At 70.4% G+C, this 14,501-nt stretch carries 12 protein-coding genes; 7 read left to right on the top strand and 5 right to left on the bottom strand.

Features of this window, described 5'->3' with window-relative positions:
• Window positions 1-17: 17 nt before the first annotated feature.
• Complete coding sequence (locus AB0H88_RS01120; RefSeq protein ID WP_357639636.1) at window positions 18-1,682, top strand: protein kinase; 1,665 nt, start codon at window positions 18-20, stop codon at window positions 1,680-1,682.
• Window positions 1,683-1,721: 39 nt separating this feature from the next.
• Here AB0H88_RS01120 and AB0H88_RS01115 read toward each other — a convergent pair whose 3' ends face one another.
• The gene (locus tag AB0H88_RS01115) at window positions 1,722-3,557 is read right to left on the bottom strand and encodes a glycoside hydrolase family 9 protein (RefSeq protein WP_357639633.1); all 1,836 of its coding nucleotides are present in this window, start codon (window positions 3,555-3,557) and stop codon (window positions 1,722-1,724) included.
• 144 nt (window positions 3,558-3,701) lie between these two features.
• Between AB0H88_RS01115 and AB0H88_RS01110 the strand changes: the two genes are divergently transcribed.
• The 3 genes from AB0H88_RS01110 to nusB are packed head-to-tail and all read left to right on the top strand — an operon-like array spanning window position 3,702 to window position 5,748.
• A complete protein-coding gene (locus AB0H88_RS01110; protein ID WP_357639630.1) occupies window positions 3,702-4,751 on the top strand; it encodes a Xaa-Pro peptidase family protein in 1,050 nt (349 codons plus the stop codon).
• 24 nt (window positions 4,752-4,775) lie between these two features.
• On the top strand, window positions 4,776-5,336 hold the full coding sequence (gene efp, locus AB0H88_RS01105) for an elongation factor P (RefSeq protein ID WP_357639628.1): 561 nt from the start codon (window positions 4,776-4,778) through the stop codon (window positions 5,334-5,336).
• 1 nt (window position 5,337) lies between these two features.
• A complete protein-coding gene (gene nusB, locus AB0H88_RS01100) occupies window positions 5,338-5,748 on the top strand; it encodes a transcription antitermination factor NusB (protein WP_357639625.1) in 411 nt (136 codons plus the stop codon).
• A 327-nt stretch (window positions 5,749-6,075) separates the two neighbouring features.
• Here nusB and AB0H88_RS01095 read toward each other — a convergent pair whose 3' ends face one another.
• Complete coding sequence (locus AB0H88_RS01095) at window positions 6,076-6,789, bottom strand: hypothetical protein (protein WP_357639622.1); 714 nt, start codon at window positions 6,787-6,789, stop codon at window positions 6,076-6,078.
• A gap of 295 nt (window positions 6,790-7,084) precedes the next feature.
• Here AB0H88_RS01095 and AB0H88_RS01090 point away from each other — a divergent pair, with 295 nt between their 5' ends.
• From AB0H88_RS01090 to AB0H88_RS01080, 3 genes are all read left to right on the top strand, one after another.
• Window positions 7,085-7,804: a methyltransferase domain-containing protein gene (locus AB0H88_RS01090; RefSeq protein WP_357639620.1), complete on the top strand. Its 720-nt coding sequence runs from the start codon at window positions 7,085-7,087 to the stop codon at window positions 7,802-7,804.
• A gap of 42 nt (window positions 7,805-7,846) precedes the next feature.
• Window positions 7,847-9,088, top strand: a complete 1,242-nt coding sequence (dinB, locus tag AB0H88_RS01085) for a DNA polymerase IV (RefSeq protein ID WP_357639617.1) — start codon at window positions 7,847-7,849, stop codon at window positions 9,086-9,088.
• 203 nt (window positions 9,089-9,291) lie between these two features.
• Window positions 9,292-9,687: a DUF3040 domain-containing protein gene (locus AB0H88_RS01080; RefSeq protein ID WP_357639614.1), complete on the top strand. Its 396-nt coding sequence runs from the start codon at window positions 9,292-9,294 to the stop codon at window positions 9,685-9,687.
• Between the two features lie 71 nt (window positions 9,688-9,758).
• Here the strand turns inward: AB0H88_RS01080 and AB0H88_RS01075 are convergent, their stop codons facing one another.
• From AB0H88_RS01075 to AB0H88_RS01065, 3 genes are read right to left on the bottom strand one after another with little or no spacing between them, the layout of a single operon-like run.
• Window positions 9,759-12,188, bottom strand: a complete 2,430-nt coding sequence (locus AB0H88_RS01075) for a DUF3488 and transglutaminase-like domain-containing protein (RefSeq protein WP_357639611.1) — start codon at window positions 12,186-12,188, stop codon at window positions 9,759-9,761.
• Window positions 12,185-13,447 (bottom strand): DUF58 domain-containing protein, encoded by a 1,263-nt coding sequence (locus AB0H88_RS01070; RefSeq protein WP_357639608.1) that lies wholly within the window; start codon window positions 13,445-13,447, stop codon window positions 12,185-12,187. The genes AB0H88_RS01075 and AB0H88_RS01070 overlap by 4 nt, the downstream gene beginning before the upstream one ends.
• Window positions 13,444-14,421 carry a MoxR family ATPase gene (locus AB0H88_RS01065; protein ID WP_357639605.1) on the bottom strand — a complete coding sequence of 326 codons (978 nt, stop codon included), beginning with the start codon at window positions 14,419-14,421 and terminating at the stop codon, window positions 13,444-13,446. Before AB0H88_RS01065 ends, AB0H88_RS01070 begins: the two co-directional genes overlap by 4 nt.
• Window positions 14,422-14,501: the final 80 nt, after the last annotated feature.

The following is a 14,501-nucleotide window of genomic DNA, read 5'->3' as shown; positions in this document are numbered from 1 at the left end:
AGTTATTGGCGGAAATAATGTCCGACGCGACGCCGTCCCTGGTCGCCGGCCGGTATCGGCTTGATGAGCTCATCGGCAGCGGGCCGACGGGCGAGGTGTGGCGCGCTTACGACCAGCGCGCCGACTGGACCGTGGCCGTGAAGGTGCTGGACACCGGCGCGGCCACGCCCGAGGTGCTCCGGCAGCATGCCCAGGCCGTGGCCCGGGTGATCCATCCGAACGTGGCCATGGTGCTCGACGTGGGCGACCACGAGGGGGCGCCGTTCCTGGTGATGGAGTTCCTCACGGGGGAGAGCCTCGGTGAGGAGGTGGCAGGAGGGGGGCCGCTGCCGATCGTGGAGGCATGTGACCTCATCGGGCAGGCGGCCGCGGGACTGGAGGCGGCGCACCGGGCCGGGGTGGTGCACGGCCAGATCGGGCCCGACAGCTTCCGGCGGGCCGGGAGCGGGGTGCTGAAGGTCGTGGGGTTCGGGCTGGCCGACCAGGCGTTCTCGGACGACGGCGTCCTGTATCGGGCGCCCGAGGTGATCGACGGACGCGGCGGGCAGGCCGCCGCCGACCTCTACGCGCTGGGGTGCGTCTGTTACGAGGTGCTGTGCGGGCGCCCGCCGTTCGAAGGCTCGCCGGACGAGGTCGGCGACCGGCACCTGCACGCCGAGCCCGAGCCGCCGAGCCGCCACCGGGCGGAGGTACCGGGCGAGCTGGACCGGCTGGTGCTGGCCATGCTCGCCAAGGACCCCGCCGCGCGCCCGGCCGGCGGTGAGACGGTACGTCGTGCGCTGGCCGCCATCGCCCGCCCACCCCGTACCCCGCCCGGCCCGGCCACGGGGCCGCAGCCCAGCCAAGCCACGTCCCCCATGGCACCTCAGGGCGGTCAGGCCGGTCCCTATCAGGGCGGCGCATCCCAGGGTGGTCAGGCGGGGCCATACCAGGGCGGTGCGCCGCAGCCCGGTCAGGCCACATCCCACCCGGGCGGCGTTCCCCAGACCGGCCAGATCTTCGCCCAGCCGGGCGCGGGTGGGCCTGCGGCCGGGCGTGGGGTGGATGCGGCCCGGGCGGGTGCCGGTGACACTCACGCCATGCCCGCCGGGGCGTTTCACGACAGCGGTGGCCCGCGCAAGGGGGACACGGCGATCTATGACGCGCCGCCACCCCCGCCACCGTCGAACCGCCGCCTGTTCGTGCAGCTGGGCGCGGCCTTGGCCGTGATCGCGGTCGTCACCGTGGGCCTGATCCTGTGGGCGGGCTCACGCGGGAAACCCGAGGCCGGGCCGACGCCCTCGGTGACGCCCATCACCACCACGTCGGCTCCGGAGCCGACGCCGACGGAGACCCCCGAGCCGTCCACGTCCATCGCGCCCCTCCCGACCGATCCGGGCTCTACCCCGAACCCCAAGGGAACGCTGTCCAACAGCGTCCCGATCGGGGGGTGGGAGAAGTGGCTGAGTGAGTTCGACAAGTCGGTGACGGCTCAGGAGACCATCGGCGACATCGAGCCCCGCGCCGCAAAAAAGGCCCACGAGAAGATCAGGAAGGCTGGCCGGAAGTTCCTGGACAAGCACGACGACTCGGTGCTTCACCAGGTCACGGGCATCATGCGCGACCTGCGCAAGGCCCAGGAGAAGGGCGACGTACCCACCTCCGGACCCCTCAACGACTTCCTCGACAACTGGAAGCCCTGACCCCGGCACCCGGTCTGGCGGGCGGACTTCGGTAACCGCCTAGTGCGACATCAGCGAAAGCGCGTAGACGCCGATGGCCGCGAAGTCGTCCGCCGGTTCCGACGCCTGCCAGGAGCGCACATCGTCCACGAACCGGCTGCCCCGCCCGGTGAACGGCGCGTAGCGGTCCACGCCGTCCGACGGGCAGGGCACCATCCCTTCCAGGTGGCCGCCCAGCCCGTCGTGGAACAGTGACGCGTCGTTCGGCCCGTTCACCACGGCTCCCGTGGCGGGCTTCCGGGTGATGTCGGAGATCTGGTAGTGCGGGCACCGGATCGCGTTCTCGCCCGCCCCGGCGACGAACGACACGCCCCAGGCGTTGGCGCCGAACACCCAGCCGCGCTGCCGCGTCCCGAAGGCGTCGTAGGTCCGGTCCCCGCTCACCGACGCGTACAGCCGCGACGTCGCCGCCAGGCCGAACGCGTGCGGCACCGCGTCGAACTCGGCGTAGGCGGCCCCCGCGCGGAACGGATCCTTCGCCGCCCGCGCGGAACCGATCTCCAGCTGGGCCCGCAGATCGTCCACCAGCTGCTGTTCGGAGATCGCCAGCCCGTCGGAGATCTTCTGCTGATCCGCCGAGCCGATCAGCGCCGGCTGCCCGTCCGGGCCCATCACCTGGTCGGCCCGCACCGGGCTGGACGCGTCCGCCTGCCGGATCGCCTTGACCAGGTCGGTGTGGGCGAGCGCGCTCACGTCGTACAGGTTGAAGGTGTCGTCACCGGCCTCGTGCTCCAGGTACTGGCCGGCCCAGCGCGCCGCCTGCTCCAGCCAGCCCACGGCCCGGTCGTCGCCGAGCCGCAGCGCCGCCAGCGCCAGCTCGGCGCCGCCCAGCTCCATGTCGTCGCGCCAGGCGCTCTCTGGGTAGAAGGCGTGCGGCAGCGACGTGACGAGCTGCCCCACCTTCTCCGTCCTGGCCATCGCGTACACCGCCGCCGCCTTGCCCAGCAGCGCCGTCGCCCGCTCCCGGGAGGGCTCCAGCTGCGCGGCCAGCGCGAAGGCCGCCGCGGTACGGCCGGCCAGGTTGGGGCTGATCGGCTTGCCGGGGGCGGCCGCGCGGAAGACCGGCCGGTGGCGCAGGAAGCGCTGCTTGGCGGAGTCGTCGGACTCGGGCAGCCGCCAGACGTCGTGGTCGCCGACGTAGGTGGCCGCCTTGTCGCCCGCGCCGATGCCGACCTGGATGTAGAGGGTCTTGGAAGCGCCGTCCCACATTTTGTCCAGATATTTCATGCCGTGGGTGGCTTCGCGATTGAGACGCTGGTCGGGTCCGCCGTCCCGAGCCGAGGCCCAGAGCAGCGTGTCGACATAAGCCAGGATGTGGGTGAACTTGAGATAGTCGCCCGCGTCGAACCAGCCACCCTCGACGTTCACCGGCCCGCCGATTTTCCGCAACCCGCCCTTGATCTCGTCGGTGTCCGGCCCGGTGAACACGGGCCAGTCGTAGACCGAGGCGGCTTTGTCGTTGGCGTGCCTGCGGCCGCCGTCCCGCTGCCCCTCCAAGAAGGTGAGGATCTTCGAGGCGGGCGAGGCGGGGGCGATCTGGAAGGCGGGGGAGGTGATGGTGCCCGACTTGATCCGGTAGCGGCCCGGGTCCTTCAGCGAGGTGAGGTCCAGGCCGTACACGTGCCCGTACGTGCCGTTCCACGAGCCCAGGTCGCGGCCCGCCCTACCCTTGAGCACCTCGCGCCCGTCATCGCGGACGACGCTGAAGCGCGCGCCCGCAGAACGCCCGCGGGTCATCAGGAAGGCGTGCTTGGACTCCGTGGGCGCGAAGCCCACTTGATCGACCCGGATATGGCCGGGTGGTGGCGGCGTGGCCGCGGCCGGGACACTCCCCATGGTCAGAACGGTCAAGGCGACAGCTAAGGCGTACCTCATCATGGGGCGCTCCATGGAATTATGTGAACAGCGTTCGGCACGGTATTCGCGTGTGACAGGGGAGGTCAATAGTGGCGCGAGGGTTAATACACGTACATTGACGAAATGACCGTCAATTATCCGGAACGCCGGGCGCGGGTCGCGGAAATGCTCCCCGCGCGCGAGGTGGACGCGATCCTCGTCACCTCGGGCGTCAACGTGCGCTACCTCACCGGGCTGGAGAGCTCGAACGCCGCGGTGCTCGTCAAGACCGACGGCTCCGCGCTGCTGGTGACCGACAACCGCTACATCGAGAAGACGCGCGGGCTGGACGTGGCGGCCGTCGAGGCGTCCGACGTGGCGGCCCGGCTGGCCGCGCCCGGAATCGGGATCGAGGCGGCGAGCATGAGCGTGGCGACGTTCAACCGGCTGAGCAGCCTGCTGGAGAGCGGGCCCGTGCCGCTGGAGCCGCTCGTGGAGGTGCTGCGGGCGGTCAAGGACGACGACGAGCTCGAACTCCTCCGTACGGCCTGCGCGATCAGCGACCAGGCGCTCGCCGACGTGATGGGCAACGTCGGCCCGGGCGTCACCGAACGCGACGTCGCCCGGCTGCTCGAGGCCCGCATGATCGAGCTGGGTGCCGACGGACCGGCCTTCGCCACCATCGTCGCGGCGGGCGAGAACGGCGCCATCCCGCACCACGCGCCCACCGGCAGGGAACTGCGCACGGGCGACCTGGTCACCGTCGACTTCGGCGCCTGTTACCAGGGCTACCACGCCGACATGACGCGTACGGTCGCCCTGGGCGGCCCGGCCGCCTGGCAGCGGGAGATCTACGACCTGGTCGCCGAGGCGCAGCGCGCGGGCAGACAGGCGCTGGCGCCGGGCGCGACGGCCAAGGAAGTGGACGCGGCCGCCCGCTCGGTCATCGAGGCGGCGGGTCATGGCGGCCACTTCAGGCACGGGCTCGGTCACGGCGTCGGGCTGGAGATCCACGAGGACCCGTTCCTGGGTCCGTCGCGGACCGGTAGACTCGAGGATCGAGTTCCTGTCACCGTCGAGCCGGGGATCTATCTCCCGGGCCGGGGCGGTGTTCGCATCGAGGACACCCTTGTGACACGCACGGGCGGGCCGGAACTCCTCACGAAGACGACCAAGGAGCTGCTCGTCCTTTGAGCGGCCACACGCGGGAGAATACGAGTGGCGACGACCAACGACCTCAAGAACGGCATGGTGTTGAAGCTCGACGGCGGTGAGCTGTGGGCCGTTGTGGAGTTCCAGCACGTCAAGCCGGGCAAGGGCGGCGCGTTCGTCCGCACCAAACTCAAGAACGTGCTCTCGGGCAAGGTCGTCGACAAGACCTTCAACGCCGGTGTGAAGGTCGACGTGGCCAACGTCGACAAGCGCGAGATGCAATATTCCTACAAGGACGGCGACGACTTCGTCTTCATGGACACCGAGACCTACGACATGGTCAACGTGCCCTCCGGCACGGTCGGCACCGCCGCCAACTACATGCTCGAGAACACCCTGGCCACGATCGCCTTCAACGAGGGCTCCGCGCTCTACATCGACCTGCCCGCGGCGGTCGAGCTGATCATCTCCAACACCGAGCCCGGCCTGCAGGGCGACCGCTCCACCGGCGGCACCAAGCCGGCCACGCTGGAGACCGGCGCCGAGGTCAAGGTCCCGCTCTTCATCACCACCGGCGAGAAGATCAAGGTCGACACCCGCAGCGGCGAATACCTCGGCCGGGCCTGAGGTGTCGGCGCGAGGCAAAGCACGCAGGCGTGCGCTCGACATCCTCTTCGAGTCCGAACTGCGCGGCGAGGATCCGCTACGGATCCTCGCCGAGCGGGTCGAACGGCAGGATCCCCCGGTCAACGAATACACCTCGACCATCGTCGAGGGCGTGGCCCGTCACCAGGTCCGCATCGACGAGCTGATCACCACCTACTCCGAGGGCTGGACCCTCGACCGCATGCCCGCCGTCGATCGCAACCTGCTGCGGGGCGGCACCTACGAGCTCCTGTGGATGCCCGGCGTCCCCGAGGGCGTGGTCATCAGCGAGTGGGTGCACCTGGCGGGCGAGCTGTCGACGGATGAGTCGCCCCAGTTCGTGAACGGGCTGCTGGCCCGCTTCAAGCAGCTCAAGCCAAGTATCACTCTTTAGACAGCCTCTTCGGGTGTATCGGGTTCTACCCGCGGCGGATACCGGCCCCTCCGGGTAGGAGAAACCCCTACCTCTGATCCGCAGTCCGTCCATATTCGCGAGGTACGTTCCACACGCGCGGCCTGCACGGCTTGCGCTAGGCGAGGGACGTGTATGCCGCACGGTCAACCGTTCGACGCCCGCCGGGCGCATGGTTGACCGTGCGGCTCGATCAGGAGCCCACCCGCCCCGGTCCCGTCCCGCGTCAGGAAGACAGCGCTGGCCATGGGCGCCGACGCCCCACAAAAAGCCCCGCCGGCCCATCCCAGCCGGCGGGGCACCAAGGTCCTACCAGGTCCAGTCGGAGTGCGCCTCGGCCCGCCACGCCTTGGGGAAATACTGCTGGATGGCGAAGGCCATGCCGATGCCCCGGGCGATGAACTGGTCGCGCTCCAGCTTCCTGGTGATCGGCTTGCCGGGCGCGCCCTGGTTGTCCCACCAGGACTCCCACTGCTTGACGCAGGTCTTCCGGCCGTACTTCGCGTTGGTACAGGGCGCGGGCGGCGACCAGATCTGCGTGTGGCCGAAGTCGACGACCTTGCCCGAGGACTCCTCGGTGATGGTGCCCCAGGCCTTGAGGCAGTACGCCTGGCCGGGGATCTCCCACTTCACGTAGTGCTGCCGGCCGCTGGTGGCCAGCGTACGCAGGTTCTCGCACGTGGCGTCACCGATCTGCTCCTTGGTGATCCGCACGCGATAGTAGGTGCCGTTGTCGCGCCAGCCGTCGAGCATGACCCAGTCGCCGTCGTGGACGAACTTCTCCGCGTAGCTCGGCGGCCACTTGGCGGGATCGCCCCAGCTGATCTCCGACGTCGTGTCCGACAGCGGCTTCCAGGCCCACTGCCCGGCGGCCCTGCCGTCGGCCCAGAACTGGCCGGCGCTGCGCGACATCATGCGCGAGTACGCGCCGTAGACCTCGCCCGCCGTCTCGGCCTGAGCCGGTACGGACGGCAGGAGCCCCAGCGCCACAACTGCCAGCGAAATATGCCGAAAAATACTCATATGTCCCTCGGTGTGTAGATCGTCGCCGCAAGTCCATCGCATCGAGCGGCACCCGCGGGCGCGCTTCGACGATCCTGGAAGCGAGGAGGCGGAGCGGGCGATCTCTTATACCGCGTAGGCTGGGGCGGAGCTTTATGGGACGGAGCTTTGTGGGACCGGAGCTTTATGGGACCAGAGCTTTATGGGACCAGAGCTTTAGGGGCAGGGTCGGGCGGCATGGGTTCGTGGAGCAGAGGGAGGCGAGCCGAGGTTGCGTTCTGAAGGGCGTACCGCGGGCGTGACGAGGACTCCGGCGGTGCGGACCGCCGTCGTCTGGGCGGCGCTGCGGGCGGTGCTGGCCGAGCGGGCGGCCGCCACGGGGCGCGACGGTCTCGACATCGTCGACGCCGGCGGTGGCACCGGCGGGTTCGCGGTGCCGCTGGCCGAGCTGGGCCACACGGTCACCGTGGTCGACCCGAGTCCCGACTCGCTGGCCGCGCTGGAGCGCAGGGCCAAGGAGAAGGGCGTGGGCGTGCGCGCCCTGCAGGGTGACGCCGCCGACCTGGGCGACCTGCTCGAGCACGACAGCGCCGACCTGGTCCTCTGCCACAGCGTGCTCGAATACGTCGAAGACCCGATCAGCGCCCTCACGGCCGTCGCCGGAGTGCTGCGCGCGGGCGGCGCGGTCAGCGTGCTGGCCGCCAACCCGGTGTCCAGCGCCATCCACCGGGCGCTCGCCGGCCAGTTCGACGAGGCCAGGGCCGTGCTGAGCGACCCGAGGGGCAGCTGGGGCGACCGCGACCCCACCCCGCGCCGCTACACCGCGGAGACGCTCGCCCAGTTGCTGGCCGCGACCGGGTTCACGGTCGGGGAGGTGCACGGCGTGCGCGTGTTCGCCGACCTGGTGCCCAGCAGGCTGGTCGACGGCGAGCCGGGCGCCGCCGAGGCCCTCGTGGCGCTCGAACAGGCCGCTGCCGTCCATCCCGTGCTGCGTGACATCGCCACGCAGCTCCACGTCCTGGGCCATCGCGGCTGACCTGTCCCAACCATGGAACACGTGTTCGGATAGAATGGTGGCGTGTCTCGCAAGCAGATCACGGGCATCGGCCCCGCTCCACAGACCGGGGCCGATGACGGCGGCTGCCCGATCCTGCACGTCGACATGGACGCCTTCTTCGCCAGCGTCGAGCTGCTCGAGCGCCCGGAGCTGCGAGGGCGCCCGGTGATCGTCGGCTCGCCGGCCGGGCGCGGCGTGGTGCTCAGCGCCACCTACGAGGCCAGGGCTTACGGCGTGCACTCGGCGATGCCGATGAGCAGGGCCCGCCGGATGTGCCCCCAGGCCACGATCATCCCGCCCAGCCACGGCAAATACTCCGAGGTCTCCAAAGGCGTCATGGAGGTCTTCCACGCGATCACCCCGATGGTCGAGCCGATCGCCTCCGACGAGGCGTTCCTCGACGTCGGCGGCGCCCGGCGCAGGCTGGGCTCGCCCGCCGTGATCGCCGCGATGATCAGGGCCCAGGTGCTGGAGCGCTATGGCATCACCTGCTCGGTGGGGGTGGCGAGCAGCAAGTTCGTGGCGAAACTCGCCTCGAAGCAGTGCAAGCCAGACGGCCTTCTGGTGGTGCCCGAGGGCGAGGTGGTGGATTTCCTCCACCCGCTGCCCGTCTCGGCCCTGTGGGGCGTTGGTGAGCGCACGGAGCAGTCCCTGACGCGTCTCGGCATCCGCACGGTCGGCGATCTGGCCAAGGTTCCCGTCAACACCCTGCGGCGTGAGCTGGGCCAGGCCGTGGGGGGCCATCTGGCCGCGCTGGCGTGGGGGCGCGACGAGCGCCCGGTGACCGCGCACGTGCCCGACAAGAGCATCGGCAACGAGGAGACCTTCGCGGCCGACATCGACGATCCCGAAGTGATCAAACGCGAGCTGCTGCGTCTGTCCGAGCGAGTGGCCTCCCGGATGCGTAAGGCCGGTCACGTGGGCAGGACTGTGAGCGTGAAGCTGCGCCGAGCCGACTTCTCCACGATCAACCGGTCCAAGACCCTCAGAGAGCCGACCGACGTGGCCCAGGAGATTTACGCGACCGCCTGCGAGCTCTTCGCGGCGGCCGGGCTCGAGCGGGTGCGGCTGCGCCTGGTCGGTGTCAGGATGGAAAACCTGCGCCCCGCCGATTCATCCTCCCGCCAGCTCGGTCTGGGGGAGCGGGAGACCGGCTGGCGGGAGGCCGAACAGGCGATGGATCGAGCAATTCGGAGATTTGGTCCCGATGCGGTGCTCCCGGCGTCGCTTGTACGCGACAGACTTGATGAAATGGAGGCATGACGTCGATGTCACGATTTCTGGGGAGGGGCGCTGGATGACCCACAATGGAGTCATGACGTCACCTCCGGTTTGGTCTGCGTTGGGCGTTCGCTTTCGCCTACGTCTCCAGCCTCGTATCCTGGGGATAACCGACCGCGAGGTTCGGACACCCCGTGTCGTCCGTTGCCGTCTTCCCCAACCTGGGGCCGTCCTTGGGAGGCGCCGTGCCGCTCTCTGAGCACGAGCAGCGCTTGCTCGACCAGATCGAGCAGGCCCTCTACGCCGAGGACCCGAAGTGGGCCAACACCGTAAGGATCAGTGACCCGCGCAGCCATTACAAACGTCGCCTCATCAAGGCCTCCATCGGCTTTGCGCTTGGCGTCGTCCTGCTGATGGTCGGCGTAGTGATCAATATGATTCCCCTCGGCGTCGGCGGTTTCGTGGTCATGCTCGCCGCGTGTCTGTGGGGTCTGTCCAGCTGGAAACGCATGAACGGGTTCGGCGACGCCGCACCCGCCTCCGGCGCGCCCGTTTCGGGCAAGCAGGCCCGCCGGGGCAATCGAGGCAGCTTCATGGAGCGTATGGAAGAGCGCTGGCGCCGTCGTAACGACGAGCGCTGAGCGCCGGACGACCTCCAGACGACCGTGCGGCCGCCCCCGGAAGGGGACGACCGCACGGTCGATTCGGACGGTCACGAGCCCTTCTGGGCCGCCGTCCGCCGCCACCTGATGTTCTCCAGCCGGTCGAAGCCGTCGAGCACTCCCTCGCCCATCTGACGCAGCCGCCGCAGCGTCGACGGGGGCAGCAGCAGGGCCCGCACCCGCCTCCGGCGCGACACCGTGGCCGCCAGCGCCCGCCGTACCTCGCGAAGGTCCTTCTTCATCGGCGCGATCTCGCCGGCGTCCCGCGCGAACAGCGCCCGCTCGACCGCCGAGGCGATCGTCGCGACGGACGCGGCCGGCTCGGCCCCGAACTCATAGCGCTCGGTCAGCCGCCGCGCCAGCGCCCTTGGCGTCTCGCTGGGCTCGCGGGCCATTCCGTAGTCGAACAGCACGTCGTCCAGCTCCGCCCAGGCGGCCGCCACCGCCGGGTGGCTGCCCGCCACGACCCTGGCCGTCACCTCGTCCGACGGCTCGGACACCTTCCAGCCCAGCGCGCGGACCCGCCTGCTCCTGGTGATCAGCCGTATCCCGGCCGGGATCAGCAGGATGAGCAGGAGTACGCCCGCGCCGATGCCGATCTTGCCGATCAGCGGCATCGAGTCGTCCACCGGCAGTCCGCTGTCGGCGATGGTGGCCTCGCGGTCGAGCGCGCGGGGGTTGTCCCGGTTCTGCGGGCCGAGCGGCGAGTCGTCGGCCGTGCTGGTCGCCCCGGGCGTCGGCGTCGAGCCGTCACTCGTGGAACGGGGGAGCGGCTGCGTGTAGGCGGGCACCCGGGCGCTGCCCTGGCCGAGCGAGCCCGTCGGAGTGGGCTCGAACGGCAGCCAGCCCACGCCGTCGAAGTACAGCTCCGGCCACGAGTGGGAGTCGTTCGTGCCGACCGTCCACCTGTCGCCGACCTTCGTGCCGCCCGTGTAGCCGATCGCCACCCTGGCGGGGATGCCCACCAGCCTGGCCAGCACCGCCATCGACGTGGCGAACTGCTCGCAGTAACCCGCCCTGCTGTTCAGCAGGAAGTCCTTCAGCGCGGAGTTGCCGCTGCCCTGCGTCTTGAGGCTGTAGGTGAAGTCACCGGTCTTGGTGAAGAACTCCTGGATCTTCACCGCGGCCTCGTAGCTCGTCCGGGCGTCGGCCGTAACCCTGGCCGCCAGGTTTCTGATCTCCGTGGGCAGGTTGTCCGGCAGCTTGAGGTAACGCGGATCGCTCGCCGAGGCCCTGGCCTGCGGCAGCGCGTCGAGCAGGTCGCCGGTCACCGCGGGCTCGGTGCTGAAGACCTCGTAGCCGAGTCCGGCGGCCTCGTCCCTGGTGGAGAAGACCATCAGGGTGCTGACGTCCGCGCGCCAGTCGCCGTCGACGTTGATCTGCCGCGCCGGGTACGGCAGGGGCAGGAACGACAGCCGCTCGATCTCGTCACTGAGCTGGATCTTGGTCGTCACGTTCGAGACCTTGGTCGCCGGTGACAGGCCGGGCGGAGTGGGCAGCGGGCCGTTCTCCGTCCTGTTGTCCGGCGAGCCCTTCGGCTCCGTCATGCCGAACTGCTCGCCGTCGAAGGTGTCGAGCGAGTAGATCCGCAGGTAGCGGGGCTTGTCATCGGTGTTGGTGTAGGACAGGACGACGCGTCGCTCCGGCAGCTCCAGCTGGCCCTTCAGGTTGGCTATGGGGTTCGGGATGCTGATCGAATTGCCCCTGCCCGACCCGTTTCCGCCCACCCCGAAGGTGAAGAACGACACCGGCTCCATCGCCGGCAGCGCCGCGGGCACCAGTACCGCCAGCGCGATCGCGGCGAATCCGATGCGCTTGCCCGACAGGCGCAGCCCCCGCGTGTCGGCCGTCTCGCGCTCGGCGCCCGGCACCGGTGAGGTGGCGACGCGGGTCCTTCTGACCAGCACCGCGCGTCCCCAGTGGCCGACGCGTTCGCGGCCGTCGGCGATCAGCAGGCCGGTGAAGCCGAGGGCGGCGATGATGAACGCCGGCCAGCTGATCGGATCCGGCAGGATCGTGGCCGGCACCGTGGCCAGCGCCAGCATCGGCAGCCCCGCCAGCGCCGCCCGCCGCAACCGGGCGGCGAACAGGTCCACCACGAGCGCGATGAGCCCCACACCGCCGGTCGTCAGCAGCACGATGCCCTCGGTGGCGGGCACCGGCGCGGCGAACCGCTGGATGTCGGCCCAGCCGGTGCCCAGCAGCTTGGCCAGCTCCACCACCGACCCCTTGGTCGGCACCACCCAGGCCCACGCCTTGTCGGAGGCGAAGGCCATGGTCAGATAGATCCACAGCGCGGCCACGCTCACCAGTGCCGCCGCCCACGCCGGCAGTGACAGCCGCCCGCTCACCAGGCCACCGCACATCACCGCGAGCACCGCGCCCAGCGACCCCCAGAACCAGGAGCCGCCCTGGAACAGCGGATAGAGCAGAATGGCCGCGCAGAACGTGGCCACCGCGGAGGCGATCGACAGCCTCATGCCGCACCTCCCGCCGGGCTGAGCGCGTACCTGCCGCGGCTGGCGGCGTCCTGCCAGACCGAGGCGATCGGGACGCCGGCGGGCAGCCGTACGATGCGCCACCCGTAACCGGTGAGGACCGCCTGCACCGCCTGGTAGTTCTCCGTGGAGCCCGGCTCGCCGCCGTCCCACGTGCCCACGTCGAGGAGTACGGCCACGCCGGTGATGCCGCTGTGCCTGAGCCTGGCCAGTTCCCTGGCCTCCTCCGGGTCCAGCGAGCCGAGCACGGCCACGATCAGCCCGTCGCCGCCACCCTGACGCAGCGCGGACACGCCCAGCTCCAGCGAGCGGGCGGGGCTGTGCCGTACCACCGCGAGGGTGTCGAGCAGCGACCAGCTGAACCCGGTGTCGGTCAGGTGCTCGGCGCCCTGGTCGGTCACCAGCCGCAGCCCGAGGCCCTCATGGGCGAGATGCACGCCGATCGAGGCCGCGGCCGAGACGGCCACCTCGAAGGAGGAGCGCGGGCCCTCGCCGCGGTGGGCGTAGCGGCGTGTGTCGAGCAGCAACGCGCCGCGGCTCTGCCACTGCTGCTCCTCGCGCCGCACCATCAGCTCGCCGTGGCGGGCGGTGGAGCGCCAGTGCACCCGCCGCAGGTCGTCGCCCTGCCGGTACTCGCGCGGCGCCACGTCGTCGTCGCCGGCCGCCGCCACACTCCTGGTGCGGCTGTCGCCGCCCCCGGTCCACTCACCCGACAGCCGTACGTGGGGCAGCGCCACCACCTGCGGCGTCACCACCAGCGTGTCGCTGATCGTGAACCCCCGGGTGAGTTCCACCAGCCCGAACGGGTCGGTGATGCGCACCGACAGCGGGCCGATCGTGTAGCGGCCCCGCAGGTCGGAGCGGACCCGATAGTCGATCTCCCGGATCCCGCGCGACTCCACCCGGTCCAGCACGAACCGGGGCCGCACGCCCAGCGCGTACGGCACGGTGTCCTCGATGAGCAGCAGCCCGGTGGGCAGCCGGGTGACGTTCTCCAGGCGCAGCGTCACGGTCGCCTCACCGCCCACCTCCGCCCTGGCCGGGTCGAGGCGCCGCGCGCAGCTCAGCCGGTAGCGGGTACGCGCCACCACCATCGCGGCCAGCAGCGGCAGCGCCGTCACCAGGACCCCGATCCTGAACAGATCGTTCTCGCCCAGGAGGAAGGCCATCAACATCGCGGCCACCCCGGAGGCCAGGAACGAGCGTCCCCGTGAAGTCAGCGCCCGCAGTCCGTCCCTCACGACGCTCGCGTCTCCGGTACGGGCACGCGCCTGACCAGCTCCGTCACCACCTGCTCGGGCAGGCGGCGCTGGCCCTGGGCCTCGACGCTGGGCAGCAGCCGGTGCGCGAGCACCGGCACGGCCAGCTCCTGCAGGTCGTCGGGGATGACGTAGTCGCGCCCGGACAGCGCCGCGTTCGCCCTGGCCGCCCTGACCAGCTGCAGCGTCGAGCGCGGCGAGGCGCCCAGCCGCAGGTCGGGGGAGTGGCGGGTGGCGACCGCGAGGTCGATGGCGTACTTCTTGACCGGTTGCGAGACGTACACGCCACGTACCGCCTCGATCAGCGCGCGCACCTCGGCGGTCGTCGCGACCGGCTGCAGCTTGTCCAGCGGCGGGGTGCCGCCGTGCACGTCGAGCATCTCCAGCTCGGCCGACGGCTCCGGGTAGCCCATCGCGACCCGCGCGGTGAAACGGTCGCGCTGCGCCTCCGGGAGGGGATAGGTGCCCTCCATCTCGATCGGGTTCTGCGTGGCGATCACCATGAAGGGCGCGTCGAGCGGGTAGGTCACTCCGTCGACCGTGACCTGGCGCTCCTCCATGCACTCCAGCAGCGCCGACTGCGTCTTGGGCGAGGCCCGGTTGATCTCGTCGCCCACCACGATGTTGGCGAACACCGGCCCCGGCTTGAACTCGAACTCCCGGGTCTGCTGGTTGTAGGCGCTCACACCGGTGATGTCGCTGGGCAGCAGGTCCGGCGTGAACTGGATGCGCCTGACCGGACAGTCGATGGACCTGGCCAGCGCCTTGGCCAGCATGGTCTTGCCGACCCCCGGCACGTCCTCGATCAGCAGATGACCCTCGGCCAGCAGGACAGTCAGGGTGAGGCGGACGGCGTCCCCTTTGCCCTCGATCACCGACTCGATCGCCTGCCGAATCCGGTGCGCGGTGGAGACCAGCTCGTCGAGCCGGCTAGGGACGTCATGGGTTACTGCCACCAGGCCTCCATGAGAAGTGCTACGGCAGTCCCGCGTGCCAGGGTGTCATTGCGGGAGCCATGCCATTCCTTTTCCATTGT

Source organism: Nonomuraea sp. NPDC050680 (genome assembly GCF_040654555.1).
Classification (GTDB): Bacteria; Actinomycetota; Actinomycetes; order Streptosporangiales; family Streptosporangiaceae; genus Nonomuraea.
This window is presented reverse-complemented; position numbering and strand designations above follow the sequence as displayed.